The organism is Devosia sp. A16 (assembly GCF_001402915.1).
GTDB lineage: Bacteria > Pseudomonadota > Alphaproteobacteria > Rhizobiales > Devosiaceae > Devosia_A.
In genome coordinates, this window is the sequence record NZ_CP012945.1 from 4,282,837 (window position 1) to 4,306,289 (window position 23,453).

Annotated in this window: 20 protein-coding genes; 9 read left to right on the top strand and 11 right to left on the bottom strand. The window is 65.3% G+C overall.

What is annotated here, in order from left to right:
• The first annotated feature begins 36 nt into the window (after positions 1-36).
• From serS to APS40_RS20525, 3 genes are all read left to right on the top strand, one after another.
• Positions 37-1,362 (top strand): serine--tRNA ligase, encoded by a 1,326-nt coding sequence (serS, locus tag APS40_RS20515; protein WP_055048813.1) that lies wholly within the window; start codon positions 37-39, stop codon positions 1,360-1,362.
• A complete protein-coding gene (gene surE / locus APS40_RS20520) occupies positions 1,359-2,123 on the top strand; it encodes a 5'/3'-nucleotidase SurE (RefSeq protein WP_055048814.1) in 765 nt (254 codons plus the stop codon). Before serS ends, surE begins: the two co-directional genes overlap by 4 nt.
• A gap of 355 nt (positions 2,124-2,478) precedes the next feature.
• A complete protein-coding gene (locus APS40_RS20525) occupies positions 2,479-3,654 on the top strand; it encodes a M23 family metallopeptidase (protein ID WP_082434570.1) in 1,176 nt (391 codons plus the stop codon).
• Positions 3,655-3,855: 201 nt separating this feature from the next.
• Here the strand turns inward: APS40_RS20525 and APS40_RS20530 are convergent, their stop codons facing one another.
• The 4 genes from APS40_RS20530 to APS40_RS20545 all read right to left on the bottom strand — a co-directional run bounded on the left by APS40_RS20530 (position 3,856) and on the right by APS40_RS20545 (position 8,283).
• Entirely contained in the window at positions 3,856-4,839 is a 984-nt protein-coding gene (locus APS40_RS20530) for a hypothetical protein (RefSeq protein WP_156343019.1), read from the bottom strand.
• 94 nt (positions 4,840-4,933) lie between these two features.
• Positions 4,934-6,616, bottom strand: a complete 1,683-nt coding sequence (locus APS40_RS20535) for a pilus assembly protein TadG-related protein (RefSeq protein ID WP_055048817.1) — start codon at positions 6,614-6,616, stop codon at positions 4,934-4,936.
• On the bottom strand, positions 6,613-6,984 hold the full coding sequence (locus tag APS40_RS20540) for a TadE/TadG family type IV pilus assembly protein (protein ID WP_236884147.1): 372 nt from the start codon (positions 6,982-6,984) through the stop codon (positions 6,613-6,615). The genes APS40_RS20535 and APS40_RS20540 overlap by 4 nt, the downstream gene beginning before the upstream one ends.
• A gap of 420 nt (positions 6,985-7,404) precedes the next feature.
• On the bottom strand, positions 7,405-8,283 hold the full coding sequence (locus APS40_RS20545; protein WP_055048819.1) for an ATP-binding protein: 879 nt from the start codon (positions 8,281-8,283) through the stop codon (positions 7,405-7,407).
• A 184-nt stretch (positions 8,284-8,467) separates the two neighbouring features.
• Between APS40_RS20545 and yajC the strand changes: the two genes are divergently transcribed.
• From yajC to APS40_RS20570, 5 genes are all read left to right on the top strand, one after another.
• Positions 8,468-8,818, top strand: a complete 351-nt coding sequence (gene yajC, locus APS40_RS20550) for a preprotein translocase subunit YajC (protein ID WP_055048820.1) — start codon at positions 8,468-8,470, stop codon at positions 8,816-8,818.
• A gap of 134 nt (positions 8,819-8,952) precedes the next feature.
• The gene (secD, locus tag APS40_RS20555; protein ID WP_055048821.1) at positions 8,953-11,511 is read left to right on the top strand and encodes a protein translocase subunit SecD; all 2,559 of its coding nucleotides are present in this window, start codon (positions 8,953-8,955) and stop codon (positions 11,509-11,511) included.
• 3 nt (positions 11,512-11,514) lie between these two features.
• The gene (locus tag APS40_RS20560; protein WP_055048822.1) at positions 11,515-11,904 is read left to right on the top strand and encodes an Mth938-like domain-containing protein; all 390 of its coding nucleotides are present in this window, start codon (positions 11,515-11,517) and stop codon (positions 11,902-11,904) included.
• Positions 11,901-12,740, top strand: coding sequence for a phytoene/squalene synthase family protein (locus tag APS40_RS20565; protein ID WP_082434572.1), 840 nt, complete (start codon positions 11,901-11,903; stop codon positions 12,738-12,740). Before APS40_RS20560 ends, APS40_RS20565 begins: the two co-directional genes overlap by 4 nt.
• A gap of 73 nt (positions 12,741-12,813) precedes the next feature.
• The gene (locus APS40_RS20570) at positions 12,814-14,580 is read left to right on the top strand and encodes a DUF4153 domain-containing protein (protein WP_055048823.1); all 1,767 of its coding nucleotides are present in this window, start codon (positions 12,814-12,816) and stop codon (positions 14,578-14,580) included.
• 84 nt (positions 14,581-14,664) lie between these two features.
• On the opposite strand, the gene trmFO is transcribed toward APS40_RS20570, so the two are convergent.
• Positions 14,665-16,056, bottom strand: a complete 1,392-nt coding sequence (gene trmFO / locus APS40_RS20575) for a methylenetetrahydrofolate--tRNA-(uracil(54)-C(5))-methyltransferase (FADH(2)-oxidizing) TrmFO (protein ID WP_055048824.1) — start codon at positions 16,054-16,056, stop codon at positions 14,665-14,667.
• Between the two features lie 57 nt (positions 16,057-16,113).
• Positions 16,114-16,791: a hypothetical protein gene (locus tag APS40_RS20580; RefSeq protein ID WP_055048825.1), complete on the bottom strand. Its 678-nt coding sequence runs from the start codon at positions 16,789-16,791 to the stop codon at positions 16,114-16,116.
• Positions 16,792-16,909: 118 nt separating this feature from the next.
• Between APS40_RS20580 and APS40_RS20585 the strand changes: the two genes are divergently transcribed.
• Positions 16,910-17,557 (top strand): glutathione S-transferase family protein, encoded by a 648-nt coding sequence (locus APS40_RS20585; RefSeq protein ID WP_055049758.1) that lies wholly within the window; start codon positions 16,910-16,912, stop codon positions 17,555-17,557.
• A 249-nt stretch (positions 17,558-17,806) separates the two neighbouring features.
• Here the strand turns inward: APS40_RS20585 and APS40_RS24630 are convergent, their stop codons facing one another.
• The 5 genes from APS40_RS24630 to uvrA form a co-directional block, all read right to left on the bottom strand.
• Positions 17,807-17,956 (bottom strand): DUF1127 domain-containing protein, encoded by a 150-nt coding sequence (locus APS40_RS24630; protein ID WP_082434573.1) that lies wholly within the window; start codon positions 17,954-17,956, stop codon positions 17,807-17,809.
• A 208-nt stretch (positions 17,957-18,164) separates the two neighbouring features.
• Entirely contained in the window at positions 18,165-18,311 is a 147-nt protein-coding gene (locus APS40_RS25015) for a hypothetical protein (RefSeq protein ID WP_156343020.1), read from the bottom strand.
• Positions 18,312-18,494: 183 nt separating this feature from the next.
• The gene (locus APS40_RS20590) at positions 18,495-19,550 is read right to left on the bottom strand and encodes a dipeptidase (RefSeq protein ID WP_055048826.1); all 1,056 of its coding nucleotides are present in this window, start codon (positions 19,548-19,550) and stop codon (positions 18,495-18,497) included.
• Positions 19,551-19,665: 115 nt separating this feature from the next.
• The gene (locus APS40_RS20595) at positions 19,666-20,286 is read right to left on the bottom strand and encodes an RNA ligase family protein (protein ID WP_055048827.1); all 621 of its coding nucleotides are present in this window, start codon (positions 20,284-20,286) and stop codon (positions 19,666-19,668) included.
• A 252-nt stretch (positions 20,287-20,538) separates the two neighbouring features.
• A complete protein-coding gene (gene uvrA, locus APS40_RS20600) occupies positions 20,539-23,427 on the bottom strand; it encodes an excinuclease ABC subunit UvrA (protein ID WP_055048828.1) in 2,889 nt (962 codons plus the stop codon).
• Positions 23,428-23,453 lie beyond the last annotated feature (26 nt).

The following is a 23,453-nucleotide window of genomic DNA, read 5'->3' on the forward strand; positions in this document are numbered from 1 at the left end:
GGTAAAGCAGAGCCCTTCTCCCCCGCAGGTCTCTCCATGCTCGATATCAACTGGATCAAAGCCAATCCCGCCGCGTTCGATGCTGCGCTCTCGGAGCGCAAGAACGTGCCGTTCAAGGCCTCCGATTTGATCGCCATGGACGACTCCCGCCGCAGCGCCATCGCTGCCGTCGAGGATGCGCAGGCGCGACGCAACGCCCTGTCGAAACTGATCGGGCAGGCCAAGGCAAACAAGGATGAGGCGAAAGCCAACGAGCTGATGGCCGAGGTCGCCTCGCTCAAGGACGCGATCCAGGCCGGCGAGGCCGCCCGCCGGCAGGCGGAGGAGAGCCTGCGCAATGCGCTGCTGGTGATCCCCAACCTGCCGCTCGACGAGGTGCCGCGCGGCGCCGACGAGGCCGACAACGTCGAGTATTTCGGCCGCAACGGCTCGCCGGCCACCGCAGCCGCGACGCGTCCGACCAAGCCGAGCTTTGCCTACAAGCCCAAGGAGCATTTCGAGACCGGCGAGGCGCTGGGAGAAATGGATTTCGAGGTCGCGGCCAAGCTGTCCGGCGCGCGTTTCGTGGTGCTGAAGAGCCATCTGGCCCGGCTCGAGCGCTCGATCGGGCAGTTCATGCTCGACCTGCATGTCGACCGGCACGGCTACACCGAAGTGCAGCCGCCGCTGCTGGTGAAGGACGACGCGCTCTACGGCACCAACCAGTTGCCGAAATTCGCCGACGACCTGTTCTTCACCCCGCATGGGGAGGGCCGGCTGGCGCTGATCCCCACGGCGGAAGTGCCGCTCACCAATTTCGTGCGCGAGAGCATCCTCAGTGAAGATGAGCTGCCGCTGCGTTTGACGGCGCTCACGCCGTGCTTCCGTTCCGAAGCCGGGTCGGCCGGGCGCGACACCCGCGGCATGCTGCGCCAGCACCAGTTCAACAAGGTCGAGATGGTGGCGATTACCACGCCGGAGACCTCGGGCGACGAGCACGAGAAGATGCTGTCCGACGCCGAGGACGTGCTGAAGCAACTGGGCATCCACTATCGGGTGATGCTGCTGTCGACTGGCGACATGGGCTTTGGGGCGCAGAAGACCTACGATATCGAGGCCTGGTTGCCGGGGCAGGACACCTATCGCGAAATCTCTTCAGTCTCGGTCTGCGGGGATTTCCAGGCCCGCCGCATGGATGCGCGCGTAAAGGGCAAGGACGGCAGAATCCGCCACGTCCATACGCTGAACGGTTCCGGCGTCGCCGTCGGCCGCGCGTTGATCGCCGTGATGGAAAACTACCAGCAGGAAGACGGTTCGATCGCCATCCCTACCGTGCTGCAGCCCTATATGAAGGGCCTCACCTCGATCGGTGCGCGCTCGTGAGGATCCTCATCACCAACGATGACGGTGTCGACGCGCCGGGCATCGCGGTGATGCGCGAGATCGCGCTGACGCTCAGCGACGATGTTTGGGTTGTCGCGCCCGACGGCAACCAGTCGGGCGCGGCGCACCGCTTCACCTTCGGGCGTGAACTCGGGGTCGATCAGCGCGAAGAGCGGGTGTTCTCGATCGTGGGCGGCTCGCCCGCCGACTGTGTCGTCGCCGGCATGACCCATATCTGCAAGGATTTGAAACCTGACCTGGTGCTCTCCGGCATCAACAACGGCCAGAATCTGGGCGACATTCTCAACTGCTCCGGCACGGTCGCCGGGGCACGCGAGGGCGCGCTGCACGGCGCGCTCGGCATCGGCATCAGCCAGGGCGTCGACTACGAACGCGGCGCCGATATCGACTGGACCAATTCACGTGCCTATGCGGCCCGGGTGGTGAGCCAGTTGCTGGCTCAGGTGCAGAGCCGCGGCGAAGCCTATTTCAACGTCAACATCCCGTTCTGCGCCCCCGAGGATGTCACCGGCATCCGCGTGGTGCCGTTTCAGCGTTTCGCCCGCTCGCCGATGGCGTATTACCCCAGCGACAATGCCGGCAAGTTCTTCATCGCCATCCCCGAGACGCCCAGGCCGCTCGATGACGAGCACGACTTCCGCCTCGCCATGCACGGCAACGCCATCACGGTGACGCCGCTCAAGCTGCAGCATACGCACTACGAGATGGTCGCGGGGCTGGACGGGCAGTTGGGGCTGTAGGGCAGGGGGCGTCGCTCCTCGCTCCGCTCGGATCGCGCAACCTGCGGTTGCGATACCCCCTCATCCGGCCTTCGGCCACCTTCTCCCTCAGGGGGAGAAGGCGATGGAACCGAGGATTCTCAGTTTGTGCCTTCTCCCCTTGAGGTCGCGGGACGAGGGCTTAGCCCTCGCCCGGAGGTGGCGCGTAGCGCCGGATGAGGGGTACGCGGAGCGACAACAGCCCCCCGCGCCCCTTAACCCTACCGACTCCTGAATCCCCCATCCAAAGCTTTGAGCAAATTGCTTCGCATTTAAATCACTCTTTACCTTAACGCCCTAATCTCCAGTCCATTGAGTACCTGCGTAGAGTGGACTGATGAGTAACCGCGTGACCGGTAAGACGTTTAGAACCGCCGCGATTGTGGGCCTGTTCGCAGGCGCCACGGCGCTCTCGGGATGTAGCTCGCTGGGTGGCCTCGGCTTCGACAGGACGACCACCGGTTCGGTCAATGCCAGTGCTCCCATGGCCACCGCGCAGGCCATGCCCAAGACGCTCGTTCCTCCAGAAAACATCGGCGGTGGATCCGGTCCCATGCTGGTCGGCTCCAACAGCATGGGCAGCAGTCAGCCCATGCCCAGCCAGCCGCTTGGCTCAGTTTCGACCGAAGACTTGCCTGTGCTCACCTCATCAGCCAACGGAAGCAATCAGATGATGCCCGCTGCCCAGCCCCTGAGCCCGGTTCCGGCCACTCCCACTCTGGCGTCCGCTCCGGCTACCAACACCCTCGTCTCCGTCCCCTCCGATGCCTATGTGCACGTGATCGAGAGCGGGGAGAGCCTCTACACCGTGGCTCGCCGCTACAACGTCACGGCGCAGGCGATCATCCAGGCCAACGGCTTCTCCTCGCCCGACAAGATCTATGTCGGCCAGAAGATCGTCATTCCTGGCAAGGCCTCGACGCTGGCCGCGCTGGGCCCCAAGGGAGGCGCCAAGCCGGAAACCACGCTCGGCGCGCCGCCCGCGAACCTCGCCGCGCCCAAGCCGGTCGCTGTTGCTTCGATCGAGCCCGAGAACAAGATTCCGGCCGCGACCGTCAAGCCGCTGGCGCCGACCGCCGCCGCTCCGGCTGCGGCCGCCGAGGCGAAGCCGCTGCAGCAGCCCAAGACCGAGCCCGTGCTCTCGGGCGCCGACAAGTTCCGCTGGCCGATCTCCGGCCGCGTGATCACCGACTTCGCCAATTCCAAGGGCACCGGCATCAATATCGAGGCGCCGGAAGGCGCGGCGGTCCGCTCGGCCGAGAACGGCCAGGTGATCTATGCCGGCTCGGGCGTCGAGGGTTACGGTAACCTGATCCTGATCCGCCACCCGAACGGCTATGTGTCGGCCTACGCCCACCTCAAGGACATGAACGTCGCCAAGGGCACCGTGGTGAACCGTGGCGACAATATCGGCACCGCCGGCAAGACCGGCTCGGTCTCCAAGCCCCAGTTGCACTTCGAACTGCGCAAGGGCGCCACGCCGGTGGATCCGCTGCCGCTGCTGGCGAGCTGAGGCGAGACCGCGATTTGACAAAGGCCCCGGAGCGATCCGGGGCCTTTTTGCTTTGCCAACTGATGAGCCGGTGCGGGCTGACCCCCACCCTTGATCCCTCCCCGCAGGGGGAGGGAGACGCAAACTGAGATGCCGGTGTGAAGCCGGTGCGGGGCTGCCCCACCCCTGTCCCTCCTCGCAAAGGGGGAGGGAGACCCTATGTCAGACCGCAAACGCCCGGATCGAATGCCGGATCTCCAGCGGCTTGGCCGGGTCAAGATCGACCCACGTCTTGATGCCACGCGCGTTGATCGGATTGGGGCCGGTCGACACGTCGGTGTGGAGATCGAACGCAGAGGCCAGCGGCTCGAGGCCGACGGCGCGGAACTGGCCGTTCCATGGTTCGCCCTGGATCCCGCCGTCGGTGTGCCAGATCATCAGCGTCGGCAGCAGCTCCCGGTCCCAATCGAGCTCAAAGCCCATGTCTTCATCGAGATACGTGCCGGTGAGCGGGCTGCGCACACCGCAGAGCTGCACGTTCTTGTCCGTGCGCGGCGACAGCGGGATGTGCGACATGTCCACCCGGGCTCCGTCCTTGGGCACGGAGCTGAGGCTCTTGAACTCCTGCGGATCGCCCTGGGCGGTCTGGCCCGGATGGGTGAGGCCGAAATCGAAGTCGAGCTTGAGTTCGAGCCGCCCCGGATTGTCCGGCAGGCGGAAGTTCGGATGGAGGCCGGCCGAGATCGGCGCCTTGTGGCGCGCGAAGATGCGCATGACGAAATCGAGGGCCGGCGCATCCGTGCGCGCGGTGATCACGCGCTCGACCTTGCGGACCACGGAGTCGGGATCATAGTCGAGCGACAGGGTGACGCTCTGCTCGTCGCCGCCGACAATGGTCCACTCGCGGTGCGCCGTGGGGCCGTGGATGGTGCCGGTGGCCGACTGGGTCAGCAGGCTGCCCCATTCGGGCAGGTTGGGACCGGCGTGGCGCCCGCCGGTGCCGAAGGGCAGGCCGACGAAGTCTCCCGCCAGCACCCGCAGGTGGCCGACAATCGAGGGGTCGTCGACGGTGCCCAGCCACGGCGCTCGCGCGAATGGCTTGAACGGCCTGTCCGCCACCAGGAACGTGGCGTCGGCCAGCATGGCAGCCGTACTCAGGACGGTCGCCTCGCCATGCGACCATCTCAACTTGTGCGATAGGCTCATTATTTCCCTCGGTCCTCGTCGCAGAAACGCGACGGCATTCGTCGCAGCAAACGGGGCTGCGCCGCAAGCCGGCGAGACACGGAAATAGGTCTGATCAGCCGACCAGCACCGGTCGGTTGCAGGTGGCGCTATAGACCCGCACATCGGCTTCGCCGATGCCGACCCCCAGCACTTCCAGGACGCCGAAGATCGTGCTGTCGAGCACCGGCGCCAACGGCGCCACCAGGGTGCGCACCGCCGCCTCGATCACCGCATTCGACGACAGGCCGATGCCGAGCACGTCGACGTCGATGTCCAGCCCGTCGAGCAGCGATTTCGACAGGCTGCCCACCAGCATGTGGTTGGTCGCCGTCTTGATCGTGCCCTGCTTTATGTTGCTGCTCGAGAAGTTGAGCAGGATCGGCGAGGTCTGGCCCAGCACCACCGATGCGCCGGCCTTGATCTTGAGCAGCAGCGGCACGCTAAGGATCGTGGTCTTGTCGACCACCGGGAACGCGCTGAAATCGGTGAAGCTGCTGCTCGACAGATTGCCGATCGCTACCCGTGCCACGCCAGGCAGCACATCGACCACTGCGGTGCCGGCCTGCTGGCCGAACGCCGGGCAGGTCACCGAGCGTAGCCTTGCCTCGGCATAGGCTGCCTCGACGTAAATGGGCAAGGTGACGCCGGCGCCCAGAAGGATAGGTCCGCCCAACAGGCTCGCCGTAAGCTTCAGACGGGTCTGGGCGGTCCGCGCCACGGCGCCAGCGCCGCCGACCGCGTACCAGGCATGCTGGGGTGGCTCGCCGATCGCCACGGTCAGTTTGAGGCTGGCGAGCCCGGGAAGGCTGACGCCGACATTGAGGTCGATCTGTTTGCCGTTCCCGGCGATCACCGCTGCGGCGTTGAGCAGTTCCAGCGCCGAGACACCGGCGGAATAGCCCGCCTCGGCGCCCAGCTTAAGGCTCGATAGCGGGCCCAGGTCGAGCAGCTTGCTGAGCGGAATCGTGCCGGTGTCGGCGATGGTGGTGGAGATCGTCGTAGCCGCAGTCTTGGCCGTGCCGTTGAGCAGCGTCGCCAGCGCCCCTGCGATGGCGCCGCGGCTCGCTGCGGCCTTCAGCACGTCGCCATAGGTCACTGCCGAGAGGTTGAGCTTCTGGTTCATCGCCTCGAGAAAGTCGAGCAGGTCGACATTGGCGTCGAGCAGGGCGTTGTAGCTCATCACGTCGAGTGTGGCTGAAGTGCCGAGCAGGCTCTTGAGCAGCGCATTGGCCACCCCGCCATTCAGCGAGGCGAGCCGCGAGCCGACCGAGAAGGAGGCCTGCGGGGTTGCCGTGGCCAGTGCCGCTACGGAGATTTCGGGTGCCGTCTGCCAGGGACGGGCGAGGAACAGAGTGCCGGTCTTTCGATAGGTCACCTGCACGGCATTGGGCGGCGTGCCGCCGGGCGAGAAGCGGGCCGACACCGACAGTTCCGGCGCGGCCTTGTAGCGGCCGGTCACTACCTCCACCGGACGGCCCGAACGCACCTGGATCGACGGATCGTCGATGCTCAGCGTACCGCCGATCAGCCCATTCGCCTGGAAAGTCCTGAACGCGGTATCGAGTGCCTTGCTGGGATCGGTTGCCGCGGCGATGGCGGCAAGGTCGGCCACCGCCTGCGCCTGGCGTCGTTCGAGGTATAGCGACCCCTCGTCGACGGCAAAGGCGCCCGCCAGCAAGACCACTGGCAGCACCAGCGCGAACAGCACGGCGACATTGCCGCGCTCGGTGCGTCCGAAAGCTGTGAACCGCGTCATGAGCCACCCAGCCGGATCGTCGAGGTGAAGCTGATGGTCTTGCCTGGCATCGGCACAGGCAGCGCCCAGATCGGCAGGCCTGAGGCGTCGTAGGTGACGGTCACCCGATACTGGTTGGGGTCGGCGCCATCGTCGCCGATCTGGAAGGCGACCTGCTTGGGATCGATGAATACATAGGCGCCGGCGTTGCGCTGGATGAAAGCGGTCACCAGGGTGTTGCGCTCGCTCGCGTTGAGGCCGGCGATCGAGGTGCGCGCCGCGTCGGCGGCGATCTGCTGCACCGAGTTGGCGGCGCCGAAATAGATCCCGTACGCAAGCACCCCGACCAGCATCAGGATGAACACCGGGGCGATGATCGCGAATTCCACTGCCGAGGTGCCACGGGAATCACGGGCGAGGCGACTGTGACGGCGCCACGGGCCATGAACCGGCGCGACGGCGCGCAACGGAGGGTCTCGGTGCTCCCGCATGCAAGTCTACCCCACAAATGGCCGCCACCCATTCTGGGTGGGACGCTCGGCCGTCAGGTCAGATGCATGAAGTTGCCCTCTGATCTGATAGAATATGAGACTAATCAAATATATCTAAGTATAGGTGAGATAAGTCGAATTCCTGTGAGCAATGCGGAAACACCGTACTGGCAACATCTGCGCGTGGGGTGCCGCGGAGTCGCTTAGTGACGTACGTATTGATGCTTAGTGAAATAGGGGGTAGCGAATAGCGAACAGAGAAACGGGGGCATCGGCCCGTGTGGTGCCGGCCTCCCCTTTCGCCACTCGCTACTCGCTCTAGATCGCCTTGCCCTGTTCGCCGGCCAGCGCGCGGACGAACTGGATGGCGACGCGACCCGAGCGGGCGCCACGGGTCATCGACCACTCGACCGCGCGGGCGCGCAGCGTTTCGTCGTCGATCACGAGGCCATATTCGTCGCAATAGCCACGGATCATCGCGAGATAGGTCGGCTGGTCGCAGTTGTGGAAGCCGAGCCAGAGGCCGAAGCGGTCCGACAGCGATACCTTCTCGTCGACCGCTTCGCCCGGGGTGATGGCGGTGGAGCGTTCGTTCTCCACCATGTCGCGCGGCATCAGATGGCGGCGGTTTGAGGTGGCGTAGAACAGCACGTTGTCGGGCCGGCCCTCGAGGCCGCCATCGAGGATGGTCTTCAGCGACTTGTAGCTGGTCTCGTCCTTGTCGAAGCTCAGATCGTCGCAGAACACGATGAAGCGGGCATCCTCCTGCGTCGAGATGAGCCGCATCAGCCGGGGCAGGGCCTCGATGTCCTCGCGGGCGATTTCGATGAGGATCAGCCGCCGGATGCCGGCTTCTCCCAGGCCGTTGATATGGGCATGCACCGCCTTCACCAACGAACTCTTGCCCATGCCGCGAGCGCCCCAGAGCAGGGCGTTGTTGGCGGCATAGCCACGCGCGAACTGCAGGCTGTTCTGCAACAGGATGTCGCGGACGTCGTCGATACCCTTGAGCATGGCGAGCGGCACGCGCGATACCTTGGGAACCGGGATGAGTGCATCTGCCGCAGCGTCCCAGTGATAGGCGTTGGCATCGGTGAGGGCGGGGGCCGGCGCACCAGCTCCGGGCTTCATGGCGTCGAGCGTATCGGCGATGCGGGCGAGGGCCGCCGCGATGTCGGCGGAATAGTCGGTGGTCATAAGGGCGAACTCCCGGGTACGCTCCCGTTTTGACGCAGCCGGATTGGCTTTGCAATCCTTGTGCACGGCCTCTATATTCCGGCCGATTTTTGCCGGGTTGGACTGTCCAGCGCCGGAGACCGGCCCTATATGGGTCAACAACGGCCATCCGTCGTGCCGACAGCAACTATGCAAGGAGCCCTTAATGTTCGTGACCCCCGCCTTCGCGCAAGCCGCAGGTGCAGCCCCCTCGATGGGCGCCGGTGATCTGCTGATCCAGTTCGCCCCGATCCTGCTGCTGGTCGTGATCTTCTGGCTGCTGATCTTCCGCCCGCAGCAGAAGCGCATGAAGGCGCACCAGGCGATGCTCTCGGCGATCAGCCGGGGCGACACGGTGGTCACCACCGGCGGCCTCGTGGGCAAGGTCACCAAGGCGGTTGACGGCGAAGACCTCGAAGTCGAGATCGCCCAGGGGACCCGCGTCAAGGTCACGCGCGGCGGCATCTCCGACGTGCGCTCGAAGTCGGCGCCGGTCAACGACAACAAGGCTTCCTGAGCCTCCCCATTTCAGCCGGCGCCGCCAACAGCGCCGGCTGACGCATTTCTGACATAGACGCGGAGCCACTGGGCTCCGTTTGCCCGTGACAGCTTGCTGTCTTGAGGGCGCCATACAGGACCCAAGTTCCGACCATGCAGTCATCGCCCATCCGGTCAGCCATCATCGTCATCGTTGCGATACTTGGCATCCTGTTCACTATTCCAAGCTTCCTGCCCAAGGATATCCTCGCCAACTGGCCGGGCTTCCTGCCCAAGCAGACCGTGGTGCTCGGCCTCGACCTGCAGGGCGGCTCGCACCTGCTGCTGGAAGTGAAGCCCGAGGCGATCACTGCCGAGCGGATCAAGGGCCTACGCCGCGACGTCCGTTCGGCACTGGCCAATGACAACGGCATCGGCAACCTCATCACCACCGGCCCGGACTCGATCACCATCGAGCTGACCGATCCGTCGCAGAAGGCCGCCGCCATGGCGGCGGTACAGAAGCTGCAGAACAACGTCTCGAGCAATTTCGGCGTGGGCGGTGTGCCCGAACTCGCCTTCTCGGAGACGCCGGACGGCAAGATCGTCGTGTCGCTGACCCCGGAGGGTGTCAGGGCGCGGATGTCGGCCCTGGTCGCCCAGTCGATGGAGGTGATCCGCAACCGCGTCGACCAGGTGGGTACCACTGAACCGACGATCCAGCGCCAAGGGGACAACCGCGTGCTGGTGCAGGTACCCGGCTTCGAAGACTCGAGCCGGCTGAAGGACCTGATCTCGAAGACCGCCCGCCTCACCTTCCACCTCGTGCATCCCTCGATGACCGCGGCGCAGGCGCAGGCGCAGGGAATTCCGTCCGGGTACATGATCGTGCCCAGTCGCGATGGCGGCGACGAACTGCTTAACGAGAATGTCGAACTGGGCGGAGAATCGCTGACCAACGCGCACCCCGGCTTCGATCAGCAGACCTCGCGCTCGGTGGTGAGCTTCCAGTTCGATACCCGCGGTGCCATCACCTTCGGCGAGATCACTTCCAAGAATGTCGGCAAGCGGTTTGCCATCGTGCTCGACAACGAGGTGATCACCGCCCCGGTCATCCAGCAGCCGATCACCGGCGGCCAAGGCCAGATCAGCGGCAACTTTACCCCGCAGAGTGCCAACGACCTTGCGGTGCTGCTGCGCGCCGGCGCACTGCCGGTCAGCCTTGGAGTGGTAGAGGAGCGCTCGGTCGGCCCCAGCCTCGGTGCCGACTCGATCCGCGCCGGCATCACCGCCGGCGCCGTGGCGTCGGTGCTGGTGCTGGCCTTCATGGTCATCGCCTATGGCCTGTTCGGCCTCTTCGCCAACGTGGCGCTCCTGCTCAACATCGTCCTCATCCTTGGTTCGCTCTCGGCCATCGGCGCCACGCTGACGCTCCCCGGCATCGCCGGCATCGTGCTCACCATCGGCGTGGCGGTCGACGCCAACGTGCTGATCTACGAGCGCATGCGCGAAGAACAACGCGCCGGCAAGTCGATCCTGCAATCGCTCGACGCGGGCTTCCACCGCGCCTGGGGCACCATAATCGACTCACACCTGACGCAGCTGATCGCGGCCATCGTGCTCTATTTCCTCGGCTCGGGCCCGATCCAGGGCTTTGCCGTGACGCTGGCACTCGGCATCCTGACGTCGCTGTTCACCGCCTATACGGTGACCCGCTTCTTCATCGGCATCTGGTATCATTGGAAGCGCCCCAAGACGCTGAAGATCCAGCACTTCCGCTTCATTCCTGACGGCACCAAGATCGACTTCATGAAGATGTCGCGCACCGCGATCATCCTCTCGATCGTCCTCACTGTGCTCGCCATCGGCACCGCCTACTTCAAGGGCTTCAACCTGGGCATCGACTTCGTCGGCGGTTCCGCCATCGAAGTGCAGCATACGGCAGGGGGCGATGCCGATCCCGCCAAGGTGCGCGAACTGCTCGACCCGCTGAACCTGGGCGAAGTGCAGGTGCAGAGCTTCGGCAACCCGCAGGACCTTTTGATCCGCATCCAGCTGCAGCCGGGCGGCGACGCCGAGCAGCAGGTGGCGGTGCAGGAAGTGACCAAGGCGCTGGCCACCGACAATTATGAGGTGCGGCGCACCGAGGCGGTGAGCGGCACCGTGTCGGGCGAACTGGCGGTTCACGGCACCATCGCGGTGCTGGTGACGCTGGTCGCCATCCTGATCTACGTGTGGTTCCGCTTCGAGTGGCAGTTCGGCCTCGCCGCCGTAACGACGACCCTGCACGACGTGATCATGACGGTCGGGCTGTTCTCGATCACCGGACTGGAGTTCAATCTCTCCTCGATCGCGGCGGTGCTGACCCTGGTGGGCCTGTCACTCAACGAAACCGTGGTGATTTCCGACCGCGTCCGAGAGAACTTACGAAAATACAAGAAGATGTCGGTCGCCGAGATCATCAATCTCTCGATCAACCAGACGATCGTCCGCACCTCGCTGACGCAGTTCACCGTGCTGCTGGCGCTGTTCCCGCTGGTGTTCTTCGGTGGCGAGTCGATCCGCGGCTTCACCATCGCCATGACCTTTGGCTCGATCTTCGGCATGTACTCCTCGATCTTCATCGGTGGCCCGATCCTGATCCACTTTGGTCTCAAGCCGCGCAGCGAGATGGAAGAAGAGAAGGAAAAGAAGGCCAAGGCGAACAAGCGCGCCGACGGCGCTGCGGTCTAGCAGATGGCGGAACGGGGGGAGGGGTTCTATCCCCGGCAAGTCCCCATCGACGCCTACGGCAATGGGGGCTTCCGCTTTGCCGGTCTGTCGCATCGCGGCTCGCTGCTCTGTCTCCCCGGCGGCATGTTCGCCTGGGAGGCGAAACATCCAGGCGATGTGACGCTCGACAGCCTCGCACCGGTCCTTGACGCCGCCGATCAGCTCGATGTGCTGTTGATCGGGCTGGGCGGCGATATCGCCGGCCTCGACCCCACGATCCGCGCCGCGCTGAAGGAGCGCCGGGTGATCGTCGAGGCCATCGCCACCGGCAGCGCTGTCCGCACCTACAATGTGCTGCTGGCCGAGGACCGCGCCGTGGGCGCAGCTCTCCTGGCGGTCGAGAACGCCCGATGAGCGAAGACGCCGGGTACGTTGCGAGCTTCCTGCGCGACGCCGACCGAGACCGCTATTTCGCGACGCTGCTGCTCAAGGAGCCGGAGCGGCGTGCCATCCAGTCGCTCTATGCCTTCAGCGCCGACGTGGCCTCGATCCGCGACCGCGCCCGCGAGCCGGCCGCTGGCGAGATCCGGCTGCAATGGTGGGTCGATGCGTTGAACGGCACGGGGCACGGCAACGTGCGCCAGAACCCGCTGGCCGCGGCGCTGCTCGATACGATTGCGCGCTACGGGCTGCCGGGCGGGCCGCTGCTCCGCCTGCTGGCGGCACGGCGCTTCGACCTTTACCAGGACCCGATACCGGATGTTGCGAGCTTCGAGGGCTATGCCGGCGAAACCGTCTCGGTGCTCTACCAGCTGGCGGCAATGGTGCTGAACGGCGGCACCGAGATCGAGACCGGCGACGCAGCGGGGCATCTCGGCGTCGCGCAGGCCCTGGCGGGGCACCTCCGCGCTTTCGGCTTCAACGCGTCGCAGGGCCGCATCTTCCTGCCGATGAACATCTTTGCCGCCAACGGCGTGACCGATGGCGAGATCCTTGCCGGACAGGCAAGCGAGGGGCTGTTTGCCGCACTGGGGCAGGTGAACGACCTGGCGGTCGAGCATCTGGGCAAGGCGCAGCAGGCGATCATGGCGCTGCCCAAGCCCTTGCGGCCGGCATTCGCATCGACCGCGCTCATCGGCCCGGAGCTGCGCATCGCGGCACGCAACCGCGCGCCGTTTGCCGCGGCAGCAGCGACGGCCGACTGGCGCAAGATTCTCGGCATGTGGTGGTGGTCAGCGCGTAACGCCTGACACGCGGGGTTGGTAGGTCGTCCGGGAATCGCCATCTTGGCCCGGCAGATATGGCCTCGAGGACGAGGGCGCGATGGGCTTCAGGGCGTGGTTGGAGAAGCAGGCTCCGGATTTCCTGCTCACCGGGCAGCGGTTCTGGTTCGCTATCGTCCTGGCATTGGCCAATACGCTTGTGGTGATCGGGGCGCTCAACGGCGTCAGCTGGTTGCAGCACGAGCAGTGGATGCGAGCCGCGCTGGGGTTGGCCACCGGCGCCGTCGTTGCAGTGGCAGGCGTCTATTTTCGCGAAAGCCGGCCGACGGCGCGGCTCGCCGGGCTGCTGCTCACTTATGGACTGCCACTCGCAGTGGTTGGTGCGTTTCAGGTGACCGATACGGTCTGGTTGGCGCCCTGGGCGCTGCCGGCGATTTCGTTGCTCTGGCTGTCGGTGTCGCCGTTCACCCGCATCGAGCGCGGGGCGCCGCGGGCCGAGCAGCAGGATCGTTTCTGGTGGATCAACCATCAAGCCATCGCCACCGCGGTGATTGCTGCGGCGGCGACGCTGGTCATCGGGCTCGGCATCGCGGCGATCGAGCGTTCGCTGTCGATCCTGTTCGGGTTCGAGACCGGCGAAATCTTCTACAAGATCGTGCTGCCGTTCGTCGGATTGTTCCTCGCGCCGCTCTATTGGCTGGCGACGCTGCCCAAGGTCTCCGATTTCCGGGCTGGCGAGCTCGATCGAGCCGACTTCCTGCCGCGCTCTATCGGCTTCATCGGGCAATTCATCCTGGTGCCGCTGCTGGTGATCTATGCGCTGATCCTCGTCGCCTACGCGGCGCAGATCGCCATCACCCAGAAGCTGCCGCAAGGAATGATCGGCTGGATGGTGCCGGGATTCGTGGTCACTGGGGCCGCCACCTGGCTGATCGTCCATCCGGCTTTCATGCGCTCGCGCCCGCTGGTGCGGCTGTTCCGCGGCTGGTGGTTCTGGCTGACTTTGGCGCCGCTGGCGCTGTTCTTCATTGCGGTGTGGGTGCGGGTCGATGCCTACGGATTGACCGCCGAGCGCATCCTGCTGCTGGCCGGCGGCGTCTGGGCCACGGTGCTGGCGTTGGTGTTCATCGTCGGTCGCGGCGATATCCGGCTGATCCCGGCGCTGGCCGGCCTCATCCTGCTGCTGCTGTCGGTGGGGCCGTGGAACTACAGTTACCTGGCGCAGAGTACGCAGGCGATGCGGCTCGATGCCTTGGTGATGAATGCCGGAGCCGACAAATCCGCGAGCCCGCCACGTGGTGACTGGAACGCTGAAGAGATTGCCGAGGCGCGCGGGATCATCGACTACCTCACCGCTTCGCGCGAGGGCCAGCGCGCGGTGCGCGAGGTGATGGGCAAGTACGGCGTGACGTGGGACCCGCTGCAGGACGGATCCTACGTGGTGCTGGAGGCGCTGGGGATCAGCCAGCCCGTCGCCGGGGGCGAGCCGCGCTTTGCCACGCTGTTCCGCGATTTCGATGGCCAGCCGACCGATGTGACGGCTACGCCGTACCTGATCCGACCGGTCGGGCCTTACGGCGACACGGCGGTGGACTTGCCGCCGCTGCGTTTCACCATGACCGGTGGCCTGCTTCGGGTAGGTCCGGCCGGCAGCACCGACGAGCAGTTGCAACCGCTCGATCTCACAGCCTGGCTGGCCAAGCAGAGCGATGGGTTCCTGGTTGAACCGTGGATCGATTTCACCGTGGCGGGACGGACCTATCGGCTGGTGTTGCAGTCGGTGAGCTTCGATCGCGGTGAGAGCAATGAGGGGCCCAATGTGCTGGGCAGCCTCGATGGACAGCTGTTCTCGGACGTGGAGCAGTAAACCCTGTCGACTCTCCGGGGCCTGGAGGGCACCGTGGCTCAACCAGATGTGTGATTGCCCCTCGGTCAATAGGGTCGCGTCCCGTCAGGCCCACGCCATGATGTCTTCGAGCGCCCGCGAGGTGATCGCCTCTTTCTTGGCGACGGTCTTCTCGGTCGATTTCCAGCGGCCGACATGGCCCTCGGGCTTCTTGATCGAGACCGGCGGGAACAGGCCGAAGTTCACGTTCATCGGCTGGAAGCTGCGCGCACCGGAATAGGCCTCCGCCTCGATATGGCCGCCGGTGATGTGGTTGATCAGCGCGCCCATGGCGGTGGTCGCGGGCGGCATCGCCAGTTGTTCGCCGCGTGCGTCGGCGGCGGCCATGCGGCCGGCCATCAGGCCGACGGCGGCGCTCTCGACATAGCCCTCGACGCCGGTGACCTGGCCGGCAAAACGCAGCCGCGGCATCGCCTTGAGCTTGAGGTCCGGCCCCAGCACCTTGGGCGAGTTGAGGAAGGTATTGCGGTGCAGGCCGCCCAGCCGCGCGAACTGCGCGTTCTCGAGCCCGGGGATCATGCGGAAGATCTCGGCCTGGATGCCGTAGCGCATCTTGGTCTGGAAGCCGACCATGTTCCACAGTGTGCCCAGCGCATTGTCCTGGCGGAGCTGCACGATGGCGTGCGGCTTGACCGTCGGGTTGCGCGGGTTGGTGAGGCCGACCGGTTTCATCGGGCCCCAGCGCAGCGTGTCGCGGCCGCGCTCTGCCATCACCTCGATAGGCAGGCAGCCGTCGAAATACGGCACCTTTTCCCAATCCTTGAACTGGTGCAGCGGCGCACTGATCAGCGCATCGACGAAGGCATTGTACTGCGCCTCGTCCATCGGGCAGTTGAGGTAGTCCTGCCCGTTGCCCATCGGCCCGACCTTGTCGTAGCGCGACTGCGCCCAGACGATGTCGTGGTTGATCGACTCGTAGTGGACGATCGGCGCGATGGCATCGAAGAAGGCGAGCGAATCCTCGCCCGTCAGCTGCTGGATCGCTTCGGCGAGCGCCGGAGACGTCAGCGGCCCGGTGGCGACCACGACGTTCTGCCACTCGTCTGGCGGCAGGCCCGCGACTTCGCCGCGCTCGATGGTGATGTTGGGGTGGTTGTGAATGGCTGCGGTGACCGCATCGGAGAAGGCGTCGCGATCGACCGCCAGCGCTCCGCCGGCCGGCAGCTTGTGCGCATCGGCGGCGCGCATGATCAGCGAGCTGCAGCGGCGCATCTCTTCATGCAGGAGGCCCACGGCATTGTGCTGATGGTCATCGGAGCGGAAGCTGTTGGAACAGACCAGCTCGGCAAAGCCTTCGGTCTGATGCGCATCGGTCTTCTGGGTGGGGCGCATCTCGTGCAGCACCACTTTGGCGCCGGCCTCGGCGGCTTGCCAGGCGGCTTCCGAGCCGGCGAGCCCGCCGCCGATCACATGAATGGGTTCGAGGTGTTTTGACATGGGCGCCAGATAGCAAGACCAGCCCGCCCGGGCAATGGCGCCTCGGCAGCAGGATCGCTAGTCGAGCCAGGGGAAGCCGCTGGGGTCGGCCTTGGCCCGCTCGAGGATGACGGCGTCGTCATGGCCTCGGATCTCGGCGAGGAAAGGAAAATCCTCGGGCGCCACGGCGATGCGGGCGAGCGGCGTGACGGCGACGAGGCTCGCCCATTGCGGCACATGGGCGCGCTGACCGCCGAGTTCGAGTGGCGGCATCTGTTCGAAGCTGCTGGGGGGCAGCAAGTACAGCATCCCGGGACGGAAGGCGCGAGCCTCGAGCGCCGGTCGGCTGATCGAGAAGAAGTAGAAGGGATCGCTGAGCAAGCCGTCTTCGAGCTCGAGCCGTGCCGCGGAGTTGACCAGCAGCATCGGGTGCGTCGACCGGTCGAGGATGGCATAATACATCGACCACAACCCGTCCGAGGCGCCGTAGACGGCTTGTCGATTGCCGAACGGATGCGCGTCATGCGATTGGCGCGGCTCGAACTGGCGAATGTCGCCATCCTGCGAGCCATGCGCGATCAGCTGACGCGACTCGACGACATGGCTGATGAACTGCCAGCGCGGCCAGGGCAGCGCATAGTCGATCAGCATATTGGGCCCGCCGGCGAGGCTGCGCACGAACAGCGCGTCGAACGCGGCGAGCGCCTCGGCGCCGGGCATCGGCGGACGCTTCAGGAAGGGCGAGGGTTCGGCCATGGAGGGATCCGGTGCGGTCGGGTCGCAAGTTAGCATCGCCGCCATCGCATGCAACTCGGGCGGTTGCGTGTGAAAGGACCGATGAGTAGCAATGACGCCCGAACCGGAGGAGGCCCGCATGACCATCACGCTTTGGGGACGCTTGAGCTCGGGAAACGTCCAGAAGGTGGTATGGGCGCTTGAAGAGCTCGAGCTGCCTTACGAGCATGTGCCGCTCGGCGGCGGCTTCAAGGGCAACGACACACCCGAATATCTGGCGATGAACCCCAATGGGCTGGTGCCGACGTTGCGCGACCGCGGCCTGACGGTGTGGGAGAGCCATGCGATCGTCCGCTATCTGAGCGCCGAGTACGGCAGCGGGCTGCTGTACCCCATGGAAGCGCGCGACCGGGCGGTGGTCGACCAATGGACGGATTGGACGGCAACCACCTTCCAGCCGGCGTGGATCGGACTGTTCTGGCTCAAGGTGCGCACCCCGGCGGCGCAGCAGGACGCGGCCGCGATCGACAAGGCGCTGGCGGCGTCGCTGAGGTGTTTCCGCATGCTCGATACGCGGCTGGCCGAAGCACCGTATCTGGGCGGCAATGAACTGAGCTATGCCGATATCGTCGCGGGTGCGGCGATGTTCCGCTGGTCGACCATGCCGATCGAACGGCCCTCGCTGCCGCATGTCGAAGCCTGGCATGCCCGGCTCAACGAACGCGCGGCATTTCGCAAGGCGATCAATGTCTCATACGAGGAATTGGTAGGGCGGCTGGCCTTCTGAGCCGCTTGGTGGAGCACAGCCTGTGCCACCCACTGGGTGTCACCTCAGCGAAAGCTGGACCCATTTCACTACTTGCACCAGCCGATAGTTGGATCCCAGCTTGCGCTGGGATGACAGCTGGTGGAGGAGGCGATGTGGAGGTCGTTCTACCAAACCAGAACAAGGCCCCAGAAAGGCTGAACGCCCGCTTCTATCAGGAAGCGAGCGTTCTACGATACCGGCGTCAGGCACGAACCAGAGAGCGAACCGTTAGATGGTGCGCGCATGGTCGCGGGCGATGCGCTGGATGTCGGTGCGAGTGATGCCGAGATCGCTCAGCTGACGGGTGTCGAGAGCGTTGAGCTCACGGACGGTCTGCTGGTAGGCGGCCCACTTCTTCAGCGTAGTGCGAATACCCATTTGAAGTCTCCTTTCGTTTACGAGGAGATAGATAGGCCCGTTCGTGCGGAACGAGCAGATGGAGATGCATCAGAACCGTTATGCATCTGATGCATGGCATTAACCGCTCGCGTTCATTTGCGATTCAGACTGGCGGCAAGCTGCGGGCAAGAAAATGGCCGCCCGGCACGTGGCGGCCATCCTCGCATGGTTAGCGATCGATGAAGGTCTAGCGGTCGAACAGGCCGCGGGTCATCTTCTGGAAGTCGGGTCCCGTAATCCCCAGAGCATCACGGGTTGTCGGAACATCCAGCTCCCGTACCGTCTGCCTGATGTCGACCAGGCGCTTGTGGCGCCATACGGCACGAACAAACATGGCGTTCTCCTTCTGCGGATCACCACGCCCTCAGCATGAGCCGATTTGCGGACGCGCGCATGCGAGGAGTTATCAGTGCCGGCATGCGCTCGATGCATGGCAACTTCACGCGACTGTCACAGATTTCGCGCAAAAGCGCCGACCGCCCGGCCGGCGCCACAACTGCCTTGATAGGGACCGGTTTCAGCCGATGGTGCGTTCGAGCAGCGACAGCCAGTTGCCGCTGCCGAGCCGCTCGAGCAGCGCACGATCGTAGCCGTGGCGCTCCAGTGCCTCGACCAGCACCGGCAGGTCGGCAGCCGAGCCGATGGCGGAAGGGATCATGGCGCCGTCGAAATCCGAGCCGATCCCGACATGCATTTCGCCCGCCACCTTGATCAGGTGGTCGAGATGGCGGACCATCAGCTCGATATCCGTATCGGGGTTCATCTGGCCGTCGGGTCTGAGGAACCCGGTGGCGAAATTGAGCCCGACCATGCCATCGCTGTCGCGGATGGCGCGCAACTGGTCATCGGTGAGGTTGCGCGGCGTCGGGCACAGGGCATGCGCGTTGGAGTGGGTGGCGACGAGCGGGGCGCCCGACAGCTCCGCCACATCCCAGAAGCCGCGTTCGTTGAGGTGCGACAGGTCGATCAGCACGCCCAGGCGGTTGCAGGCGGCGACCAGGCGCTTGCCCGCTTCGGTGAGGCCGGGGCCGATGTCGGGAGAGCCGGGGAAGCGGAACGGTACGCCATGGCCGAAGGCGTTGTTGCGGCTCCACACCGGGCCGAGCGAACGCAGACCCGCGGCGTAGAGCACCTCGAGAAAGTCGAGCTCGGGGTCGATGCATTCGACGCCCTCGATATGGAGCACCGCGGCGAGCGCACTGCGCCGCATGGCGGCGCGGATCTCGGCAGCGCTGCGGCATACGGCGAAGTGCCCGGCGGAGGCACGCTCGAGTTGGAACAGCAGCGAGATCATCCTGATCGCGCTGGCGCGGGCCGCATCCATGGGCAACGGCGGCGGCATCGGCACTTCGCCGCCGGCTGCCCGCAGCGCCGTGAAGTCGATCTTTTCCGGCGACGGGCAGAACACCGCGAACAGGCCGCCGGCCAGATGGCCGGCGCGTGCCTTCGGCAGGTCGATATGCCCCTCTTCGCCGCCGGCCAGAAAGCCGGCGACCGGATCGGCAGCGGTTGAGTTGAACAGACGCAGCAGCGCGTCGTTATGGCCGTCGAAGATGGGGAGGGGCGTGGTCAAGGTCGGGGGTCCGTGCGCGGGAGAGTCTCAGGGAGAGAAGAGCAGGGGCACGGGATCGGTACAAGGGCGAGTTACGAGGATCGCCAGACGGCTGAGTGCCGCCTCCGCGCTGGCGTCATTTGGCTAGGCGATTGGGGACCAACTCGGCCCGCATCCAGTGTGTTTCGTCCTGAACGTGGCCGGCCCGAACGTACTTGCCCATGCGGAGCGGCATATCGACCTCCGGGAATTCCGCCGCAACTCGGACCACGAACCCTTCCTGCCTGCTTCGATCAAGTGAGTTGGCCAGCTTTTCGAACAGGTCTGGACGGTAGGGCCCGCGAAACAGCGTCGGTACTGGCGCGATGCCCAACTCCCCGAACCGCGCCAATGTCGCGTCCCAGGATTGGATCACGTCGCCGACGATCCAACCGAAGCCGAGGAAGTAGGATGGCAGATCGTCGTAGCCTACCGAGTGGCGGGCATAGAGGTTCTCGCCGACGATCCGTTCGTCGTCACTCAGCTGTGGGCTGATCCCGGCAGCAAACCCCTTCAGCCAGTCGCGCGCGGGGTGGTAGCGGCTGTCCGGACTGCGGGCATGCGAGCCACTTCGATGAATGGTGGTGTTCTCGCCGTCCATCTTCTCGGTGACCACCAGATCGCCCGTGATCAGCCCGTCGATCCCACGCATGACCTTGTCGTCGCTGGTGGCGCCGGGTGAAATCGGCAGGTGGTAGGTGCGTCCGTATTTCTTCATGGCGGCGAGCAGTAACGTCCCAGCGGGCCGTGACGGCAATCCGCTGCTCCGATCGATGACGGCGTCAGGGATGGTGTCGAATGCGATGCTCGCAATCGGGGCCCCTCTCCCGCTTGCGGGGGAGGGGGGGCAAGCACGAATCGTAGACGGCCTCGGGTAACGCCGGTGTTTGTGGCACCCCCTCCCACCGTCCTTCGGACGGCACCCGCAAGCGGGAGAAGGCCGCCGACTGCTGCTGCTGGCCTCAGTGACTTACTCCGCCGCCGTCCGCTGCGGCCGGCGCTCCATCACTTCCTTGAGGAAGCGGCCGGTGTGCGAGCGGGGATTGGCGGCAATGTCCTCGGGGGTGCCGGTGCCGACCACCTCGCCGCCGCCATCGCCGCCTTCCGGACCCATGTCGATGACCCAGTCGGCAGTCTTGATGACTTCGAGGTTGTGCTCGATCACCACCACGGTGTTGCCGGTGTCGACCAGCTCGTGCAGCACTTCAAGCAACTTGGCGATGTCGTGGAAATGCAAGCCGGTTGTCGGCTCGTCCAGCATATAGAGCGTGCGGCCGGTAGCGCGGCGGCTGAGCTCTTTCGACAGCTTGACGCGCTGCGCTTCGCCGCCCGACAGCGTCGTCGCCGGCTGGCCGACCTTGACGTAGCCGAGCCCGACCCGCTGCAGCGTCAGGAACTTCTCGCGGATCGAGGGCACCGCGCTGAAGAAATCCACCGCTTCGTCGATAGTCATGTCGAGCACATCGGCGATCGACTTGCCCTTGAACTGAACTTCCAGCGTTTCGCGGTTGTAGCGATGGCCCTTGCACACTTCGCAGGTGACATAGACGTCGGGCAGGAAATGCATCTCGATCTTGATGACGCCGTCGCCCTCGCATTTCTCGCAGCGGCCACCCTTCACGTTGAACGAGAAGCGACCCGGGCCGTAGCCGCGCGCCTTGGCCTCCGGCAGGCCGGCGAACCACTCGCGCATCGGCCCGAAGGCGCCGGTATAGGTCGCCGGATTCGAACGCGGCGTGCGGCCGATCGGCGACTGGTCGATATCGATCACCTTGTCGAGGTGTTCGAGCCCGGTGAGATGGTTGTGCGGCGCCGGGTTGACGCGCGCACCGTTCAGCCGCCGGGCGATCGCCTGGTACATGGTGTCGATCATCAGCGTCGACTTGCCGCCGCCGGAGACGCCGGTGATGGCGACGAAGTTGCCGAGCGGCACGTCGACCGAGACGTTCTTCAGGTTGTTGCCGGTCGCACCATCGATGTGGAGCTTCTTGGTCTTGCTCTGCTTCCGCCGCTCGATCGGCATCGGAATGCTGAGCGCGCCCGAGAGGTACTGCCCGGTGATGCTCTTGGGGTTCCGGATGATGTCCTGCGGCGTGCCTTCGGCGACGATATGGCCGCCATTGACGCCGGCCCCCGGGCCGATATCGACGACGTAGTCGGCGAGGAGGATGGCGTCCTCGTCATGCTCGACCACGATCACCGTGTTGCCGATGTCGCGCAGCCGCTGCAGGGTTTCGAGCAGGCGGGCATTGTCGCGCTGGTGCAGGCCGATCGAGGGCTCGTCGAGCACGTAAAGCACGCCGGTGAGGCCCGACCCGATCTGGCTGGCGAGGCGGATACGCTGGCTTTCGCCGCCCGACAACGAGCCGGAATTGCGGGCCAGCGTCAGGTAGTCGAGACCGACATCGTTGAGGAAGCCGAGGCGCTCGCGGATCTCCTTGAAGATGCGCTCGCCGATCTGGTTCTGCTGCTCGGTGAGCTTGGGGGGCAGGGTGGTGAACCACTCGGCTGCCGCCTTGATCGACTTTTCGCTGACCTGCGCGATGTTGAGGCCGTCGATCTTCACTGCCAGCGCTTCGGGCTTCAGCCGGTAGCCATTGCAGGCGACGCACGGAGCCTGCGACATGTACTTCTCGATCTCCTCGCGCATTCCGGCGCTCTCGGTCTCCTTGTAGCGCCGCTCGAGGTTGCCGATCACGCCCTCGAACGGCTTGGTCGACTTGTAGGTGCGAAGCCCGTCGTCATAGACGAAGTTGATCGCGGTGTTGCCGGTGCCGAACAGCACCGCGTGCTGCACCTCGAAGGGCAGCTCCTCCCAGGCTGTGCCGGTCGAGGCGCCATAATGCTTCACCACCGCCTGCAGCGTCTGCTGGTAATAGGGAGCGCTGGTCTTCGACCATGGCAGGATTGCCCCGTCGCGCAGCGAAAGACTGACATCGGGGACGATGAGGTTGGGGTCGATCTTCTGCTCGGTGCCCAGCCCATCGCAGACCGGGCAGGCGCCGAACGGGTTGTTGAACGAGAACAGCCGCGGCTCGATCTCGGGAATGGTGAAACCGGAGATCGGATCGGCGAACTTTTCGGAGAAGATCAGCCGCTTGGGCGCACCGGTCTCATCCAGCTCGTCGGCGAACTCGGCGAAGGCGATGCCGTCGGCGAGCTTCAGCGCGGTCTCGAAACTCTCAGCGAGGCGGCCGGCGATATCCGGGCCGACGACCACGCGATCGACCACGACCTCGATATCGTGCTTGATCTTCTTGTCGAGGTTGGGGGCGTCCTCAATGTCATGGAACTCGCCGTCGATCTTGACGCGCTGAAACCCCTTGCGCATCAGGTCGTTGAGCTCGCGCTTATACTCGCCCTTGCGACCGCGGGCGATCGGGGCCAGCAGGTAAAGCCGGGTTTCCGGCGGTTGCGCCATGACGATGTCGACCATCTGGCTGACGGTCTGGCTCTGGATCGGCAGGCCGGTGACCGGCGAATAGGGGATCCCCACGCGCGCGAACAGCAGGCGCAGATAGTCGTAGATCTCGGTGACGGTGCCGACGGTCGAGCGCGGGTTGCGCGAGGTGGTCTTCTGCTCGATCGAGATGGCGGGGCTGAGGCCGTCGATCTGCTCGACATCCGGCTTCTGCATCATCTCGAGGAACTGCCGCGCGTAGGCGCTCAGCGACTCCACATAGCGGCGCTGCCCTTCGGCATAGATGGTGTCGAAAGCCAACGACGACTTGCCCGAGCCCGAGAGCCCGGTCATCACGATGAGGCTGTCACGCGGCAACCGCAGGTCGATATTCTTGAGGTTGTGCTCCTTGGCGCCCCTGATGACGAGATCGCGGTTCGGATTAGGTCTGTCGGCCATCAAAGACTTCCACTTGACGAGGGCGA

Coding starts and splice junctions, on each gene's coding strand:
- serS (WP_055048813.1), top strand. CDS start 37: ATGCTCGATATCAACTGGATCAAAGCCAATCCCGCCGCGTTCGATGCT.
- APS40_RS20525 (WP_082434570.1), top strand. CDS start 2,479: ATGAGTAACCGCGTGACCGGTAAGACGTTTAGAACCGCCGCGATTGTG.
- APS40_RS20530 (WP_156343019.1), bottom strand. CDS start 4,839: ATGAGCCTATCGCACAAGTTGAGATGGTCGCATGGCGAGGCGACCGTC.
- APS40_RS20535 (WP_055048817.1), bottom strand. CDS start 6,616: ATGACGCGGTTCACAGCTTTCGGACGCACCGAGCGCGGCAATGTCGCC.
- APS40_RS20545 (WP_055048819.1), bottom strand. CDS start 8,283: ATGACCACCGACTATTCCGCCGACATCGCGGCGGCCCTCGCCCGCATC.
- yajC (WP_055048820.1), top strand. CDS start 8,468: ATGTTCGTGACCCCCGCCTTCGCGCAAGCCGCAGGTGCAGCCCCCTCG.
- secD (WP_055048821.1), top strand. CDS start 8,953: ATGCAGTCATCGCCCATCCGGTCAGCCATCATCGTCATCGTTGCGATA.
- APS40_RS20560 (WP_055048822.1), top strand. CDS start 11,515: ATGGCGGAACGGGGGGAGGGGTTCTATCCCCGGCAAGTCCCCATCGAC.
- APS40_RS20565 (WP_082434572.1), top strand. CDS start 11,901: ATGAGCGAAGACGCCGGGTACGTTGCGAGCTTCCTGCGCGACGCCGAC.
- APS40_RS20570 (WP_055048823.1), top strand. CDS start 12,814: ATGGGCTTCAGGGCGTGGTTGGAGAAGCAGGCTCCGGATTTCCTGCTC.
- trmFO (WP_055048824.1), bottom strand. CDS start 16,056: ATGTCAAAACACCTCGAACCCATTCATGTGATCGGCGGCGGGCTCGCC.
- APS40_RS20580 (WP_055048825.1), bottom strand. CDS start 16,791: ATGGCCGAACCCTCGCCCTTCCTGAAGCGTCCGCCGATGCCCGGCGCC.
- APS40_RS20585 (WP_055049758.1), top strand. CDS start 16,910: ATGACCATCACGCTTTGGGGACGCTTGAGCTCGGGAAACGTCCAGAAG.
- APS40_RS24630 (WP_082434573.1), bottom strand. CDS start 17,956: ATGGGTATTCGCACTACGCTGAAGAAGTGGGCCGCCTACCAGCAGACC.
- APS40_RS25015 (WP_156343020.1), bottom strand. CDS start 18,311: ATGTTTGTTCGTGCCGTATGGCGCCACAAGCGCCTGGTCGACATCAGG.
- APS40_RS20595 (WP_055048827.1), bottom strand. CDS start 20,286: ATGAAGAAATACGGACGCACCTACCACCTGCCGATTTCACCCGGCGCC.
- uvrA (WP_055048828.1), bottom strand. CDS start 23,427: ATGGCCGACAGACCTAATCCGAACCGCGATCTCGTCATCAGGGGCGCC.